General features: G+C 29.0%; 16 protein-coding genes. 12 read left to right on the forward strand and 4 right to left on the reverse strand.

From position 1 onward, the window contains the following. Nucleotides 1-44: 44 nt before the first annotated feature. Nucleotides 45-1766, reverse strand: a complete 1722-nt coding sequence (locus O5Y44_RS04295) for a phospho-sugar mutase (RefSeq protein WP_271987521.1) — start codon at nt 1764-1766, stop codon at nt 45-47. 37 nt (nt 1767-1803) lie between these two features. Beyond that, nucleotides 1804-2514, reverse strand: a complete 711-nt coding sequence (deoD, locus tag O5Y44_RS04300) for a purine-nucleoside phosphorylase (RefSeq protein ID WP_271987520.1) — start codon at nt 2512-2514, stop codon at nt 1804-1806. 389 nt (nt 2515-2903) lie between these two features. Between deoD and mbhE the strand changes: the two genes are divergently transcribed. The 12 genes from mbhE to O5Y44_RS04360 all read left to right on the forward strand — a co-directional run bounded on the left by mbhE (nt 2904) and on the right by O5Y44_RS04360 (nt 14755). Beyond that, nucleotides 2904-5270 (forward strand): hydrogen gas-evolving membrane-bound hydrogenase subunit E, encoded by a 2367-nt coding sequence (gene mbhE / locus O5Y44_RS04305; protein ID WP_271987519.1) that lies wholly within the window; start codon nt 2904-2906, stop codon nt 5268-5270. Beyond that, entirely contained in the window at nt 5260-5685 is a 426-nt protein-coding gene (locus tag O5Y44_RS04310; protein WP_003147002.1) for a Na(+)/H(+) antiporter subunit B, read from the forward strand. Before mbhE ends, O5Y44_RS04310 begins: the two co-directional genes overlap by 11 nt. Further along, the gene (locus O5Y44_RS04315) at nt 5685-6044 is read left to right on the forward strand and encodes a Na(+)/H(+) antiporter subunit C (protein WP_003147003.1); all 360 of its coding nucleotides are present in this window, start codon (nt 5685-5687) and stop codon (nt 6042-6044) included. The genes O5Y44_RS04310 and O5Y44_RS04315 overlap by 1 nt, the downstream gene beginning before the upstream one ends. Then, entirely contained in the window at nt 6037-7518 is a 1482-nt protein-coding gene (locus O5Y44_RS04320) for a proton-conducting transporter transmembrane domain-containing protein (RefSeq protein ID WP_271987518.1), read from the forward strand. Before O5Y44_RS04315 ends, O5Y44_RS04320 begins: the two co-directional genes overlap by 8 nt. A 2-nt stretch (nt 7519-7520) precedes the next feature. Beyond that, nucleotides 7521-8018 carry a Na+/H+ antiporter subunit E gene (locus O5Y44_RS04325; RefSeq protein ID WP_271987517.1) on the forward strand — a complete coding sequence of 166 codons (498 nt, stop codon included), beginning with the start codon at nt 7521-7523 and terminating at the stop codon, nt 8016-8018. Further along, entirely contained in the window at nt 8011-8301 is a 291-nt protein-coding gene (locus tag O5Y44_RS04330) for a monovalent cation/H+ antiporter complex subunit F (RefSeq protein WP_271987516.1), read from the forward strand. The genes O5Y44_RS04325 and O5Y44_RS04330 overlap by 8 nt, the downstream gene beginning before the upstream one ends. Next, nucleotides 8288-8656: a cation:proton antiporter gene (locus O5Y44_RS04335; protein WP_271987515.1), complete on the forward strand. Its 369-nt coding sequence runs from the start codon at nt 8288-8290 to the stop codon at nt 8654-8656. The genes O5Y44_RS04330 and O5Y44_RS04335 overlap by 14 nt, the downstream gene beginning before the upstream one ends. 259 nt (nt 8657-8915) lie before the next feature. Beyond that, the gene (gene glmM, locus O5Y44_RS04340) at nt 8916-10259 is read left to right on the forward strand and encodes a phosphoglucosamine mutase (protein WP_271987514.1); all 1344 of its coding nucleotides are present in this window, start codon (nt 8916-8918) and stop codon (nt 10257-10259) included. Between the two features lie 750 nt (nt 10260-11009). Beyond that, nucleotides 11010-11738: a metal ABC transporter ATP-binding protein gene (locus tag O5Y44_RS04345; protein ID WP_271987513.1), complete on the forward strand. Its 729-nt coding sequence runs from the start codon at nt 11010-11012 to the stop codon at nt 11736-11738. Next, complete coding sequence (locus O5Y44_RS04350; RefSeq protein ID WP_271965837.1) at nt 11731-12567, forward strand: metal ABC transporter permease; 837 nt, start codon at nt 11731-11733, stop codon at nt 12565-12567. The genes O5Y44_RS04345 and O5Y44_RS04350 overlap by 8 nt, the downstream gene beginning before the upstream one ends. Nucleotides 12568-12784: 217 nt before the next feature. Continuing rightward, nucleotides 12785-13735, forward strand: a complete 951-nt coding sequence (locus O5Y44_RS04355) for a metal ABC transporter substrate-binding protein (RefSeq protein WP_271987512.1) — start codon at nt 12785-12787, stop codon at nt 13733-13735. A 108-nt stretch (nt 13736-13843) separates the two neighbouring features. Next, a complete protein-coding gene (locus O5Y44_RS04360; RefSeq protein ID WP_371465603.1) occupies nt 13844-14755 on the forward strand; it encodes a TDT family transporter in 912 nt (303 codons plus the stop codon). Between the two features lie 230 nt (nt 14756-14985). On the opposite strand, the gene O5Y44_RS04365 is transcribed toward O5Y44_RS04360, so the two are convergent. After that, complete coding sequence (locus O5Y44_RS04365) at nt 14986-15630, reverse strand: TetR/AcrR family transcriptional regulator (RefSeq protein ID WP_371465604.1); 645 nt, start codon at nt 15628-15630, stop codon at nt 14986-14988. Between the two features lie 12 nt (nt 15631-15642). Beyond that, nucleotides 15643-16659: an NADP-dependent oxidoreductase gene (locus O5Y44_RS04370; RefSeq protein ID WP_271965841.1), complete on the reverse strand. Its 1017-nt coding sequence runs from the start codon at nt 16657-16659 to the stop codon at nt 15643-15645. Nucleotides 16660-16778 lie beyond the last annotated feature (119 nt).

Consider the following 16778-nt stretch of genomic DNA (forward strand, 5'->3'; position numbering starts at 1 on the left):
AAAAAAGGAAGTGAGATTTTTTCTCACTTCCTTTTTTCTTATTATTAATCAATTGAGTAAAGTAATTCTAATACTTTTTCTTCAAATTTAACTAATTTTTCTTCTGCAACTTTCTTATCTGCATCTTTAACATAGATATAAAGTTTTACTTTTGGTTCTGTTCCACTTGGACGTAAAGTATACCAAGATTCGTCTGAATAGCTGAATTTAACAGCATCAGTTTTTTCAATTTCGATATCTTTTTCTTCTCCAGTAGCTACAGTTTTTTCTTTTTGTACTAGATAGTCAGTAATAGCTACTACTTCACTTCCAGCAATTTCACGAGCAAAGATTTCACGATATTTTTCCATCATACGTTTAATTCTTTGAGCACCTGCTGCACCTTCTAAAACTATTGAGATAGTTTTATCTAAGTAGTACCCATATTTTTCATAGAATCCGTCAAGTACGTCAACTAATGTTTTACCTTGTGCCTTGTAGAATGCTGCAGCTTCTACTAATAACATAGCGATTGTTACACCATCTTTATCACGTAAGAATGTACCAACGTTGTATCCGATACTTTCTTCATATCCCATTACATAGTTTTTCTCACCTGTAATATCCCATTCATTTGGCAATGCACAGATGTTTTTGAATCCAGTTAGAACGTCAATTACTTCTACTCCGTATTCTTTACAAAGTGGTTCAACCATTTTAGAAGTTACGATAGATTTAACTAATACTGGGTTTTCAGGAAGTTTATTTTGTTTAGCAAGATTTTCAATAACATATTGTACTAATACCGCTCCAGCTTGGTTACCATTTAGAGAAACTACTTCACCATTGTGAATTACTTCTACAGCAAGACGGTCACAGTCAGGGTCAGTCGCGATGATTACATCTGCATTAACTTCTTTAGCTAATCTTTCACCATATTCAAATGCTGCAGTATCTTCTGGGTTTGGATATTCAATTGTTGGGAAAGTTCCATCTGGATCTTTTTGTTCTTCAACAACATGAACATTTTTGAATCCACGACGGGCAAGAACTGTTGTTACAGCTTTGTACCCCGCCCCATTTAATGGAGTATAAACTACAGAAATGTCTTTATCAATATTTTCATCATTAATTGCACAATTTAAAGATTCTCTATAGAATTCTTCATCAATTTCTTGACCAATGTAAACTAGTAATCCTTTTTCTTGAGCTTCTTCTTCTGTTAAAGTAACATAGTTGTCAAAGATATCCATTGAGTTAATGTATTCTAAAACTTTATCGCTTATGTCAGATTTAATTTGAGATCCTTCTTGCCAGTATACTTTATATCCATTATATTCTTTAGGATTATGACTTGCTGTAATGTTAATACCACTAGCTGTTCCTAAGTAACGAACTGCAAATGATAATTCTGGAGTTGGACGTAAATCTTCGAATAAGTATGCTTTAACTCCGTTACTAGCCATTACTAATGCTGCTAGTTTAGCAAATTCTTTTGAAAAAAGACGTGGATCGTGTGCAATAGCAATACCTTTTTCTTGTAATCCATTGTCGATAATAGTTTGCGCTAACGCTTTTGTAGCACGAGCGATAATGAATCTATTCATTCTATTTGAACCCATACCTACTTTACCACGTAATCCCGCAGTTCCGAATTCTAATTCTTTATAAAATCTATCTTCTTTTTCTACTTCATCATCAGCTATGTTTTTTAATTGAAGTTTTTCTTCTTCAGTTAAAGCTGAACTGTTTAACCATTTTTCATATAGTTCTTGATAGTTACTCATATAATATTACCTCTAAATTATCTCTTAAATTTTAATTTTATGCTAGACCTAAAGCAATTTCCATCATTTTAGTAAATGCTGTTTGTCTTTCTTCAGGAGTAGTTTCTTCTCCTGTTACTAAAGAGTCACTTACTGTTAAGATTGTTAAAGCATTAACTCCTGCTGCAGTAGCGTTAGCGTATAATGCAGCACTTTCCATTTCAACAGCTAAAACTCCCATTTTAATCCAGTTTTCCATAGCTTTTTCATCAGCATTATAGAAAATCTCACTACATAAAATATTTCCAACGTGTACTTGTTGTCCCATTTCTTGAGCTTTATTGTATGCTTTTAATAATAGATCAAATGAAGCTGTTAAGCTATAGTTTCCTGGAATATTGTATTGGTGCATGTAATTTGAATTTGTAGAAGATCCCATTCCTAAGATTACGTCGTATAATTTTACTTCTGGTTGTAATGCTCCACAAGTTCCAATTCTAATTAAGTTTTTCACTCCAAATGTATGAATTAATTCATAAGAATAAATACCGATACTAGCTGGTCCCATACCAGTTCCCATTACAGAAATCTTTTTACCTTTGTATGTTCCAGTATATCCTAGCATACCACGCACTTCATTAAAACAAACGGCATCTTCTAAGAAAGTTTCAGCAATAAATTTCGCTCTTAAAGGATCTCCTGGTAAAAGAATCGTTTCTGCGATCTCTACTCCATTTGGTTTAATATGTGGTGTTTGTTTATGTGACATCAGTTAGTCCCCCTGTAAATATATTAATAACTTTATTATACCTTTTTTTCTTATCTTAAACAAGTTATATTAGAAAAATAATTATCTATATTTTTCAACAAATATTCTGAAAACAATAACTCTTACATGATGTTTTCATCAATAATTTCATAACATATAGTAAATATATATAAATATCAACTTCGCTAAAAATATAATAATATTTATTCTTTTTGAAAAATAATTAACACATATTTTTACAGCTTATTAAAGAATTATTAATGGTGTTTTGTTATATACAACAATATTTATTGAAAAATAATTAGATAAAAATTGGATATTAATAGTAATTTAATCAATTTTGTTATATAATTAATGTTATAAAAAATAAATTAGAAAGAGGTTTTTTTATGTTACAATTAGCTGTCTTTTTCCCAGTAATTGCGATGTTTTTCATACCTTTTTTAAGGAAAAACTTCAAAAATATTCATACTGGAAAATTTGTTATAATTGTACCATTAATTCTGTTTGGATATTTTGTATCAAATATAAAATATATCTATTCAGGTGGGACAATATATAAAAAATTAGCATTTGTTTCTAATGCAGGACTTGATATTAACCTTAATCTTGACGGTTTATCACTTCTTTTCTCATTACTAATTACAGGAATTGGTACCTTAGTAATCTTATATTCATGTTACTATATGAGTATTTCAGATGAAAAACTACATAAATTTTACATATTTCTATTAATATTCATGTCAGCAATGCTAGGAGTAGTATTATCTGATAATATGCTTAGTATGTACATGTTTTGGGAGTTGACTTCTGTATCTTCTTTCCTACTTATTAGTTATTGGCATGAAAATGATGCTTCAAGAAAGGGTGCTTTAAAATCATTAATAATTACTGTTTTTGGTGGCGTATTAATGTTAGCAGGTATCTTCATTCTTAATAGTATCACTGGTAGTTTTAACGTTAGTGAAATAATTGACTTTACTAATAATCATGGTTACAACAGTAAATATATTATCGCTATGATTCTTATTTTATTTGGTGCATTCACTAAATCAGCTCAATTTCCATTTCATATTTGGTTACCTGATGCAATGGCTGCTCCAACTCCAATTAGTAGTTATCTTCACTCTGCGACAATGGTTAAAGCCGGTATTTATTTATTACTTAGAATTGGAATTGTATTCTCATTCACACCAGCTTTTGGAAATATCTTAATTGTTTTTGGTACTATTACTATGTTATTAGGATCAATATCTGCAATTTTCTTAAAAGATTTGAAAGGAATTTTAGCATATTCAACAATCAGTCAGCTTGGAATGATGACACTTATGATTGGTATTGCAAACCTAGGTCTATATAATGATAATCATTATATTTATACTTTTGCATTTTATGCTGTATGTTTCCATATTATTAACCACGCAGCATTTAAAGCTAGCTTGTTTATGATAACTGGTATAATAGATCACTCATTCCATACTAGAGATATTAAGCAACTAAGGGGAGTAAGAATGTATATGCCTCTTGGATTTATATTAAGTATAATAGCTGGATTCTCTATGGCAGGAATTCCACCACTAAGTGGATTCTACTCAAAAGAATATTTCTTAACAGCTGTATATGGCTTATTAAATACTAGTATGCTATACATAATAATTGTTATAGCTGTTGTAATCGGTGCTCTAGGAACAGCTATATATTCATTAATATTAGCTTTCAAACCATTCCTAGGTACTTTCGATAGCAAAGTACTTGGAGATAAAAAACTTCATTTACCTAAAAATGGTATGTTTATATCTCCAATAATACTAGTAATCTTTGTGATTATTAACACATTTATTAAAGATTATATAGTAATTCCAGCTCAACAAGCTGCTCTTGCAGTAAAAACAACAAATAATGAGGTAATAACTCATATTCATCACGATAGTTTCCTATCAAGTGAACTCCTTACTTCTATTTTTGTTATAATCGCAAGCTTTGTAATTTATAAAGTTTTCGCTAGTGGTAATGGTATTTATTCAATAAACCCTAGCATTGTATCTATTCACGGTGCATACAACAATTTAGGTATATTATTACATAAAGTTAGTGGTGAACTTCACGATGCATTTATCACAAATCAACTAAGAAGAAATATGAGTTATATATTCTGTGGCCTATCAGCGACTATTATCGGTGGTTATTTTGCAATTGGTAGACCTATGATAATAAATAACTTCTCTACTATTCATTACATGAATATATTCATTGGACTATGTATTGTCCTTTGTTGTGTAGCTCTTACAAGAGTTTATAATAGATTAGTACTTATAATCCTTTCATCTGGTGTTGGATTTATGATGACTGGTTTATATGTAACTTTCAGAGCACCTGATTTGGCAATGACGCAATTCGTCATCGAGTCAATTTCTACAATTATCTTCTTGATAGCTTTCATTCTATTAACTGATAAAACAAAACAAGTAGAAAAAAATAGTTTCAAACTTACAAATGCAATTATTGCAACACTGACTGGTGTTAGTTTTATAATTGTAGGACTTGTATCTTATGCATACAAAAACCCATCAGAAATCAGCCAATTTTATTTCGACAATGTTGTAGCATCTGGTGGAGGAAACATAGTAAATGTTATTATCGTCGATTTCAGGGGATTTGATACCCTATTTGAAATCACCGTTATGACAATGGTAGCTCTAATAATTTATGCTATGTTCAAAATCATTAAAAGAGGAGGACCAAAAGATGAAAACTAATGATGTAATTTTAAAATCATTATCTGCAATTATTTCAGGTTGTATATTTCTACTTTCACTTAGTTTATACTTCGGTGGGCACTTCCTTCCAGGTGGTGGTTTCGTAGGTGGACTCCTTTGTACAATGGCTCTTGCTTTATCTATGTTCACATATGGAATAGACAAAGTTACTAAACTACTTCCAATTAATTACGTTTATGTAACAGCAATCGGCTTACTTTTCTCTATCGGAACAGCTTTTAGTGGAGTTGTTGTTGGAAAAAATTTCTTTAAACATCACTTCACTCATATCCATGTTCCAATTATGGGAGAGATGGAATTACACACAGCTGCGATTTTCGACTTAGGTGTTTACTTCGTAGTTGTTGGTGTGTTAATGTCAGTAATATTAGCTTTTGGAAAGGATGGTAAATAATGGAATTTTATATGATTATCTTATGCGGTATTCTTGTTGGTTTTGGTGTTTACCTTATGCTTTCTAAGAGTATGATGCGAATAATTATCGGTGTTGGTCTTTTTGGACATGCTGCTAACCTAATTATTCTTATCGCAGGTGGTTTATATGATGGAGATATCCCTATTATCTCAGAACTAGGAAAAAATTATATAGACCCAATTCCAGCAGCACTTATTCTTACTGCTATTGTTATTGGTTTTGCAGTAACTTGTTTATTAATTTCAATTTATATCGCTAACTACAAACTAAAAGGAAGCGATAATGTAATTGATCTTGAAGACGTTGAAAATATGAAGGAGGAGAGAAATAATGCATAGTAATTTACCTGTTATTCCAATATTTATACCCCTTCTATTTGCTGCAATAACAGTATTATTTAGAAAAAGAATAGCAATGCAACGTTTACTAACAACATTAGCTACTCTATTAGTCTTAGCATTTTCAATCTACAACATCTATCTTGTAGATAAACATAAAATACTAATATTAGAAATGGGTAACTGGGCTAGTCCTTTTGGTATTACATTGACTTTAGATGGACTAAACAGTGTTTTAGTTACAACTTCATCATTAGTATTTTTAGCAACTTTATTATATTCTTTTAAAACAATAGATAAAATACGTGAACTTAGCTTCTTCTATCCTGGTTTCTTATTAATAATGGTAGGTATTAATGGAGCATTCACTACAGGAGATATTTTTAACCTTTTTGTTTTCTACGAAATCTTACTTATGTCTTCTTACTTACTATTGTTAGTAGGTATAAATAAAGAACAACTTAAATCTTCTATTAGTTATGTACTAATGAACGTTTTTGCTGGTAGTTTATTCGTTATAAGTATCGGTTATCTTTACACAATTGTTGGTAGTTTAAATATGGCATACATATCACAAACAATTTCTTCTATGTCAGATCGTAGAGGATTATATCTTATCGGTGCTGTAATGATATTTGTGTTCTGTATGAAAGGTGCTTTATTCCCACTATTCACTTGGATGAATAGATCATATGTAGCACCTCCAATTGCTGTCTCAATTATCTTTGGGGCGCTATTAACAAAAGTTGGACTATACTCGATCATTAGAACTTACGGACTATTCTACTACGAGTCAAACTTCATTAAATCATACTTATTAATCTTAGGTGCTATATCTATAATAGCCGGATGTATTGGGGCTATTTACCAAAAAGATTTAAAACAAATAGTAGTATTTAACATTGTAATTTCTCTAGGAGTAATGGTTTGTGGAACAGCTACATTAAATACATTTGGTGTTAAAGGTGCTTTATTCTACGCTGTTAATGATATACTGCTTAAAGCTGCTTTATTCATAATCGTAGGCTTAATAATTTACGTTAGTGGTGTTAAATATGTTCAAAAATGTGGATTAATTAACAAATACCCTCTTCTAGGTTGGACATACTTTATTGTTGTCTTATCATTAGCAGGAGTACCACCATTTAGCGGATTTTATGGTAAAGCTTTAATAATTAAAGGATTAGTAGCAAACAACAATACATTTATTGCAATACTCGTTGCTTTGTCTGGATTAGTTGTATTTTACTCATTAATTAAAATTTTCTTAAATGTCTTTTACGATAATATAAATAAGAGTTTAATTTTAAAACCACTTCCTAAAGGTGTACAAATCCCTCTTATCGCTATCGTAGCAATTGCATTAATTATTGGAGTTAGCAGTAACCTATTAGATGGAGTCTTCGATAAAGGTATTCAAATGGTACTTAATCCTCAACATTATATCGATTTAGTACTTAAGAAAGGAGCATAATTATGGCACTACAATTTTTAATTAACATATTAGTTGGTGTAATATGGATGTTCTTTTCAGGAAGTTATAATTCTGAATATTTTGCAGTTGGATTTTTCTGGGGGATGGTATTATTATTCATCTTCAGAAAGACATTTGTTAAAAATATTTTAGGAGAACAACTATACTACATTTATGTATATAAATGGATAAAATTAATCTTAATGTTTTTAGTTGAATTGCTAAAAGCAGATGTGAATGTTTTAAAATTAATGTTCAAAAAAGATCTTGATGTTAATCCTGTCATTTTTGAATATCCTCTTGAAGTAAAAAAAGATTGGCAAATTACTCTTTTAGCCAACATGATTACTTTAACACCTGGTACTCTTACGGTGAATGTTAGTCATGATAATAAAGTCTTACATATTCACTGTTTAGATACTGATGATATTCCAGGTGAAATTGAAGGTATAAAAAATAGCTTTGAAAAAGCAATATTGGAGGTTGATTTAGATGGATAAAATTGTAGAGTATTCTATTTTATTGGGGATTTTCGCTAGTATTGCTATGATATTTTTCTTACTAATTTATATCATTAAAAAGCCTAGTATCTTTGATAAATTAATAGCAAGCGACCTTCTTGCTATGCCTCTTATGTGCTTAATAGTTTTAGTAAGTATGTACTATAAAACTTTTTCATATATTTCACTTATACTTATAATAGCTATTATCTGTTTAGTTGGTACTGTAGTTACTGCTAGATTCTTAGCTAAAAAGGAGGTTTTCAGTGATGATACTAAATAATATTTTAGATGTTGTTATTATACTTCTAATTTTAGTTTCTATTATAGCTATGTTAGCAACTGTGATTGGATTCATTAGGTTACCCGATGAACTAACTAAAATTCATGCTGCTGGTGTTACTGGTTCATTTGCTGTTGAATTAGTACTTATTGCTGGATTTGTTTATTTCTATAGATATTTACACGTCCTTGAATTTAAATTCTTTTTAGCAATTGGATTCTTATTCTTAGCCGCGCCAGTTTCAGCTCATATGATTTCTATAAGTGCAATAATATATAATAAGCATGTTTATTCTAAGAACAAAAAAGATGAAGCTAAAAAAGTTCTAGAAGATATTGAGAAATTAAATAAATAATAGTAATATCAATTATTAAAATCCATATAGATTCATAAATTCAAAAACTCTATATGTCATAAAAACTAATAGAATAACTCGAAAATAAGATTTTTTACAATCAATTTTCGAGTTGTTTTTTAATATTATTTCACTTTTAAATAACGCTTTACATGATATTAGTTACTTAATAAAACGCTTAAAACAACCCTAGACCTTGACTTATTTTGCTTTATATAGTAATATTCATATAGATTATAATACAAGGAGTCATTTTTTTATGAGAAAATATTTTGGAACAGACGGTATTCGTGGTATCGCAGGAGAATCACTAACTGCCGATTTAAGTTTTAAAGTAGGTAAAGCTCTTGGTAAATTACTTACTGAAAAAAAAGAACATCCAAAAGTAATAATAGGTAGAGATACTAGAATTTCATGTGACATGATTGAACAAGCTTTAACAGCAGGACTAACTAGCACTGGTGTTAATGTTATGACGGTAGGAACTATCCCTACTCCAGCAATTGCATATCTTACTAAAACAATTGAAACTGATAGCGGAATTATGATTTCTGCTTCTCACAATCCATACCAAGACAATGGAATTAAGATTTTTGGACCTGATGGATTCAAACTTACAGACGATCAAGAATTAGAAATTGAACACCTAATCGACAATTCAAACGAAATAAAAAATGCTAGTTATGAACAAATAGGAAAACTTTATAGCGGTAATGAATTAAGTCAAAAATATGTTCAACACATAAAACAATCTATTTCTGGAGATTTATCTGGAATTAAAATTGCTCTTGACTGCGCTAACGGAGCCACAACAGGTGTAGCTCCATTCATCTTCGGTGATTTAGAAGCAGATATAGAAACTATCGGATGTAACCCGAATGGTATCAATATCAACGACAATGTTGGTTCAACAAAAATCAATACAATTGCAAACTTTGTTAAAGAAAATAATGTAGATGTAGGTTTTGCATTCGATGGTGATGGTGATAGAGTTTTAGCTGTCGATTCAAAAGGAAATATTGTCGATGGTGATAAAATAATGTTCATCTTAGCAAAACATTTAAAAGAACAAGGTGAACTGAAAGATAATATGGTAGTATCAACAGTAATGAGTAATATTGGATTCTACAAAGCAATAGAAGAAAATGAATTACAATCAATAAAAACTGCCGTAGGTGATAGATATGTTGTTGAAGAAATGAGAAATAACGACTACTCACTTGGAGGAGAACAATCTGGTCATATTATTCTTATGAACTATGCGACAACTGGTGACGGTATTCTTACAGCTGTTAAACTGGCTGATATAATTAAATCTTCTGGAAAGTCATTAGAAGAACTAGCTAATGAAGTTAATATTTATCCACAAAAACTAGTCAATATTAAAGTAGTGGATAAAAAATCTGCTATGGAAGATGCAGAAATTCTTGCTGAATGTAAAAAAGTAGAAAAAGAATTAGAAGGAAATGGACGTATCTTATTACGAGCTTCTGGTACCGAAAATTTAATTCGTGTAATGGTAGAAGCTAGTAGCGATGAACTAACAGATAAATATTGCGAACAAGTTGCAAAAATCGTCCGTGAAAAATTTGAAGTAAAATAAATCACAAAAAGAAGTTAGGATTAAAAACTAACTTCTTTTTATATTTTGTGTTTTTAAAAGATACAACTGTAATTCCAATAATCCTATAAAATCAATTTACATATTAAAATATTCCACCTTTTTTCTATACATTATCTCAAACATTTTTTTATATTTTTAGTTTTTAAAGCGAAAAATAATAACTTAATATTATATTAATTTTTCTTAAATGACAAATTAGCGTTATTAAAACTCCTACAAATGCCTATTATATTTACATCTTTACAGTAAATTATTTAATACTATTTTTTACTATAATAATAGCATTAGTTGTATTTAATATATAAATAATAATATAAACTATTATCAAAATTTTAATCTTTTTATATAAATCGAGTTTTATTAATATTTTACCAAAATATAACTGAATTATTTTAAAGAAAATTATATTTTCCTCTTGTTTTTTGTATATACTTCTGTTATACTTATAAATGAAGTAATTATTATATTACTTCAATATGTTCTTTTATTATAAGTCTCCCTAGCTTATAATAAAGACTTTTCATATTTACTCCCTTATTTCTACCTTACAATATTTTTTGTAAGGTAGGTTTTTTTTATTTTCATTTTCTGAAATAACAATTAATTTCCACTGTTTTTTTCATAAAGTACATATTTTTTTCTCAATTACAACAAAATTGTCTTGACTTATTTTCTTTCCTAAGGTAAACTTTAATGTGTAGAGAAAAATTATATGAGGGAGGGGAAGATATGATACAAATCGAAAATCTTAACGTTTCCTACAACCAAACCCCTGTTCTTTCTGATGTTAACTTAGAAATTACAGGAGCTAATATAATTGGTATTATAGGACCAAATGGTGCTGGAAAATCCACTTTAATAAAAGCTGTTTTGAACATAATACCATCAACAGGTAGTGCAAAAATAGATAATAAAATCTCTAAAGAAAATTTAAATAATGTTGCTTATGTTGAACAAAAAATTAATATCGATTACAATTTTCCAATAAAAGTAAGGGAATGTGTTTCACTTGGTTTATATCCAAAAATCGGTATTTTTAAAAAATTAAAAAAATCAGATTGGCAAAAAGTAGACGAAGCATTGAAACTTGTTGGATTAGATCAATTTTCAAATCGTCAAATCAGCGAGTTATCAGGTGGTCAATTTCAACGTGTATTAATTGCTCGTTGTCTTGTCCAAGAAGCAAAATATATATTTTTAGATGAACCTTTTGTTGGTATTGACTCTGTTAGTGAAGAAATTATCATGGAAACACTAAGAGATCTTCGTTCTAAAGGACATACAATTTTAATTGTACACCACGACTTAAGAAAAGTTCATTCATACTTTGATAAAGTACTTATACTAAACAAAGAAGTTATTTCTTATGGTGATACGAAAGAGACTTTTACTAGAGAAAACCTTACTAAAGCATATGGTACTGACCTATTCTTCATGGGAGGTGAATCTAATGATTAAAGAATTTATAGATGGTCTTTATAGTTTTCATTTCTTGCAGAATGCTCTTATCACTGCAATCGTGATAGGTATTGTGGCGGGTGCTGTTGGATGTTTTATTGTACTTAGGGGAATGTCTTTAATGGGAGATGCTATTTCTCACGCAGTTCTTCCAGGAGTCGCCCTATCATTTATATTAGGAATTGACTTCTTTATAGGTGCGATTGTATTCGGACTATTAGCGTCAATTATCATAACATTTATAAAAGGTAATTCAATAATTAAAAGCGATACCGCTATAGGTATTACATTCAGTTCGTTTTTAGCCTTAGGTGTTATCCTAATCAGTGTTGCAAAAAGTTCTACAGACTTATTCCACATCTTGTTCGGTAATATTTTAGCTGTTCAAGACTTAGACATGTATATTACAATTGGAGTTGCTATTTTCGTATTACTTGTAATAAAACTATTCTACAAAGAATTATTACTAACTTCATTTGATGAATTATTGGCAAAAGCAATGGGAATGAAAGTTAATTTCTATCACTATTTACTTATGATACTTTTAACTTTAGTATCTGTAACAGCAATGCAAAGTGTTGGTACAATTCTAATTGTAGCAATGCTAATTACTCCTGCTGCTACAGCATATCTTTATGCAAATAGTCTAAAAACAATGATTCTCTTATCATCTACAATTGGAGCATGTTGTTCTGTACTCGGGCTATTCATAGGATATTCTTTCAATATCGCAGCTGGATCTAGTATTGTTTTAACATCTGCTATTGTTTTCGCAATAAGTTTCTTTATTGCACCAAAACAACGCTTTGTTAAGCATAAAAAAAAATAATTTAGGTAATAACATACAAAGAATAAACTAGTTTTTATCTAATCTAAATTAATATAATAATCCCTTTAAATAAACTTATTAAAATAAAAAATACTTCCAAAGTGAGTTTATTTAGAGGTGTTATTAAAAAGGTTTTAATTGATAATGATTATTATTAGTTATGTAAATCTATTTTATTCTTTGTCTTACAAAAAAAATAATAAAGGAGGCCTATAATATGAAAAAATTAGGTTTTAAAAAATTAAGTTTTCTAGCGCTTATTTTTACTTTAGCTGTTGGATTATTTGCTTGTTCTAGCGCTAAACAAGACTCAAATTCTAACGAAGCTACAAAATTAAAAGTAGTAGCAACTAACTCTATCATTGCTGATATTACTAAAAATATCGCTGGTGATAAAATTGATTTACACAGTATCGTACCAGTTGGTCAAGACCCACATGAATACGAGCCACTTCCTGATGATGTTAAAAAAACATCTCAAGCTAATCTTATCTTCTACAACGGTATCAACTTAGAAACTGGTGGTAACGCTTGGTTTACAAAATTAGTTCAAAATGCTAAAAAAGAAGAAAATAAAGATTACTATGCTGTAAGTGAAGGTGTTGATGTAATTTACCTTGAAGGTCAAAGCGAAAAAGGTAAAGAAGACCCACACGCTTGGTTAAATCTTGAAAATGGTATGATTTATGCTAAAAACATTGCTAAGCAATTAGAAGCTAAAGATCCTAAAAACAAAGATTTCTACGAAGCTAACCTTAAAACTTACTTAGAAAAACTTTCTAAATTAGACAAAGAAGCTAAAGAGAAATTCAACAACATTCCTAAAGAGAAAAAAACTATCGTAACTAGTGAAGGATGCTTCAAGTACTTCTCTAAAGCATACAACGTACCATCTGCTTACATTTGGGAAATCAATACTGAAGAAGAAGGAACTCCAGATCAAATCAAAACTCTAGTTGAAAAATTACGTAAAACTAAAGTACCTTCTCTATTCGTAGAAAGTAGTGTTGACGAACGTCCAATGCAAACAGTATCAAAAGATACTAACATTCCAATTTACGAAAAAATCTTCACTGATTCAATCGCTGAACCAGGACAAAATGGAGATAGCTACTACAGCATGATGAAATGGAACTTAGATAAAATTTCTGAAGGATTAGCTAAATAACTATATTATAAAATCTCATATACATTTTTATGTATATGAGATTTTATATTGAAATTTCATGTAAAATCGTTTACAATTAAAGGTGAGAAAATTTATTAGGAGTTATTTATGAATACAATTAGAAATCTACCTACACCAATTGCAGGTTTAGCACTTGGTTCAGTAGCGTTAGGAAACCTATTACAACCATACAGCCCTACACTACAATTATTATTTAGTCTTCTATCTTTGATAATAATTGTACTTTTAACTATTAAATTTGTGTTAGGATTTGACAATTTAAAAAAAGAAATGGAAAACCCAGTTGTTGCAACAGTTCTTGCAACTTATCCGATGAGTATTATGCTTTTAAGTTCATTTTCAAAAAAATTTATCGGTGCTTACAGTGTTCCCTTTTGGATTATTGGAATTCTTCTAGATTTATTTGTTGTTTGTTATGCAATTTATAATTTTATTTTAAAAGAAAAACATATCAAAAATATTTATCCAACTTGGTTTATTACCTTCGTTGGACCAGCCGTTGTAACAGTAACAGCAATAAATTACAACTTAGAAACACTAGGATTAATTTACTTCTATTTTTCATACATTAACTATTTAGTACTACTACCATTTGTTCTTTATAGAGTTTATAAATATAAACATTATAAAGATGGCGACTATCCTACTATAACAGTATTTTCTGCACCTGGTGGATTATTACTAGCTAGTTATATGATTGGAGTAACACAAAAAAGTAACTATATACTTACAGTATTAGTACCACTTACTATATTATTATTTATTTTTGTTTTGATTCAATTACCATATTTACTAAAAAGAAAATTCTATCCTAGCTTTTCTGCTTTTACTTTCCCTTTAGTAATTTGCGCGATAGCATTTCAAAAAACTGGCGTTTACTATCATATAGCTGAATTTTCTGTTTTGAATATTTTAATTCATCTAAGTGAATTATTAGCTGTCATTATCGTAGTATATGTTTGGTATGGTTTTTTAACAAAAAATAATAACCACCTTTAATAAAGGTGATTTTCTTTAAAAAAATTTGAAATAATCTTTATATTATTTTTAATATATCTTATCTATTTTAATTATATTGTATTTTTAATCTATATTTGAAAAGAATACAGTAAAAATCATCCTTTCTTTATTTTAGAATTTAATCTATTCTTATTCTATTAAGAAAGGATTATTTTTTATTCATTAATTTTCCCAAAAATTTTCAAAGCAAACATTTTTTCTTAATTGACTTATTCTATTAACAATGCCCTTGTTAGAAATTCAACTATTTCATCTGTAACTTCATTTATATCTAATTCACCATTCTCTTCTATTATCATTTGAGGTATCATATAAGATAATGTTAAAGAAAAAAGATATCTAACAATTCTTTCATTTGGTAAATCTATAATTATATTATTCTTCTTATAATAGTTTAATATTGAACTAATTGATTGAAGTATACCATCAACAACTATTTTCTCTATTTTTTTTACGAGATCTTTATCAATTAATATTCTCTGAAAAATTATTTTTAATTGTAATAAGTTTTCTTGAATAAATATTAATCTATCCTTTACAATTGTATGAATAAATTCTGAAAAACTACTATAATTATTTATAAAATTCTTATCAGAAAATTCAAAAATAATGTTTGGTATTATTTCATCCATAAATTCTGATACAATAGCGTTTAATATACCCTCTTTTGTTTTAAAAAAACTATATACTGTTCCTTCTGACACATTTGCTCTTTTTGCAATATCATTAGTTTTTGTATTTTCAAATCCTATTTCTGAGAATAGTTCTAAACTTGCTATTAATACCATTTGCTGTTTCTTACTAAGATTGGTTACTTTTATTTTATTATTAAATTCCGTTATTAAATTTTTCATATTAATTAATTTTTATTCCTTATTTATCTCTACAACAAGTTTTCCTTTTGTATGACCCTGTTCTAATTTATTATATGCTTTTTTCACATCAGCTAGTGAAAAATTATAAATATTATCCACATTTATTTTTACCTGATTATTAGATACTAATTTTGCTAATTCAATAAAATCAGAATATCGAGAATGTCTAGGACCAGTAAAATTTGCCCCCCTTATCATGACATATGGTGATGGTACTAAAGTACCAATATCACTTCCTTTTAAACCTAAATTAAAGCCAAGTTTTACATATTCTCCACCATAACAATCTAAAAATTTAGTAACTTTTTCTTTTTCATTTAAATATTCATAAATTTGACTCTTTATATCCCTATTATATGAAATCGGAATTCCTCCTAATGATTTAATATACTCCGAACTAGTTTCACTTGCTATCCCTAGTACCTTTGCTCCTTTTGCTACTGCATATTGAACGGCAATTGATCCTATCCCTCCTGAGGCAGCTGAAATTACAACGATATCATCACTTCGAAGATTAACTTTTCTAAATGCACCACCAACCGTTAGAGAAGCAACACCCATTGTTGACGCCATATTAAAACTAATATTATCTGGCTTTATATATATTTCACTTTCTTTAACACAAAGTTCAGTTGTTAAAGCACCTTTTTTTGTTCCTAAACCTGGAGGATTAATTATAGTCCCAAAAACCTTATCTCCTACTGAAAAATTTGAAACATTACTTCCAATTTCTAAAATAATCCCTGAGAAGTCTCTACCTACTCCTCTAGGAAAGAGTGCTTTCTTAGATTTAAACCATTCACTTGGCCTTTTTAATTTCATGAAAAAAGATAGTATTCTTAGTTGTTTAACACCTTCAAAAATTTTATAATCAACTGGATTTAATCCGACCGAATATACTTTAATGCGAACTTCATCGTTATTTAGTTTTTTAGAATCAGTTGTAACAAATTCTAAAATATCGTCCACTTTTCCAAATTTATTATATATTATTTCTTTTCTAGACATTTTTATCACTCCTTATTTTGAGTGCCCACTCAATTTATATATTATTATTATATAATTTATCTATAATAAGGTCAATGATTTCACAAAAAAAGGACCTAGTAATTTGCTAAGCCCTCCAA

Origin of the sequence: Gemella sp. 27098_8_155 (assembly GCF_041433725.1) — a bacterium.
Lineage (GTDB): Bacteria > Bacillota > Bacilli > Staphylococcales > Gemellaceae > Gemella > Gemella haemolysans_D.

Bases quoted from the DNA above. Each gene is read 5' to 3' on its own strand.
- O5Y44_RS04295 (WP_271987521.1), bottom strand. From the start codon at position 1,766: ATGAGTAACTATCAAGAACTATATGAAAAATGGTTAAACAGTTCAGCT.
- deoD (WP_271987520.1), bottom strand. From the start codon at position 2,514: ATGTCACATAAACAAACACCACATATTAAACCAAATGGAGTAGAGATC.
- mbhE (WP_271987519.1), top strand. From the start codon at position 2,904: ATGTTACAATTAGCTGTCTTTTTCCCAGTAATTGCGATGTTTTTCATA.
- O5Y44_RS04310 (WP_003147002.1), top strand. From the start codon at position 5,260: ATGAAAACTAATGATGTAATTTTAAAATCATTATCTGCAATTATTTCA.
- O5Y44_RS04315 (WP_003147003.1), top strand. From the start codon at position 5,685: ATGGAATTTTATATGATTATCTTATGCGGTATTCTTGTTGGTTTTGGT.
- O5Y44_RS04320 (WP_271987518.1), top strand. From the start codon at position 6,037: ATGCATAGTAATTTACCTGTTATTCCAATATTTATACCCCTTCTATTT.
- O5Y44_RS04325 (WP_271987517.1), top strand. From the start codon at position 7,521: ATGGCACTACAATTTTTAATTAACATATTAGTTGGTGTAATATGGATG.
- O5Y44_RS04330 (WP_271987516.1), top strand. From the start codon at position 8,011: ATGGATAAAATTGTAGAGTATTCTATTTTATTGGGGATTTTCGCTAGT.
- O5Y44_RS04335 (WP_271987515.1), top strand. From the start codon at position 8,288: ATGATACTAAATAATATTTTAGATGTTGTTATTATACTTCTAATTTTA.
- glmM (WP_271987514.1), top strand. From the start codon at position 8,916: ATGAGAAAATATTTTGGAACAGACGGTATTCGTGGTATCGCAGGAGAA.
- O5Y44_RS04345 (WP_271987513.1), top strand. From the start codon at position 11,010: ATGATACAAATCGAAAATCTTAACGTTTCCTACAACCAAACCCCTGTT.
- O5Y44_RS04350 (WP_271965837.1), top strand. From the start codon at position 11,731: ATGATTAAAGAATTTATAGATGGTCTTTATAGTTTTCATTTCTTGCAG.
- O5Y44_RS04355 (WP_271987512.1), top strand. From the start codon at position 12,785: ATGAAAAAATTAGGTTTTAAAAAATTAAGTTTTCTAGCGCTTATTTTT.
- O5Y44_RS04360 (WP_371465603.1), top strand. From the start codon at position 13,844: ATGAATACAATTAGAAATCTACCTACACCAATTGCAGGTTTAGCACTT.
- O5Y44_RS04365 (WP_371465604.1), bottom strand. From the start codon at position 15,630: ATGAAAAATTTAATAACGGAATTTAATAATAAAATAAAAGTAACCAAT.
- O5Y44_RS04370 (WP_271965841.1), bottom strand. From the start codon at position 16,659: ATGTCTAGAAAAGAAATAATATATAATAAATTTGGAAAAGTGGACGAT.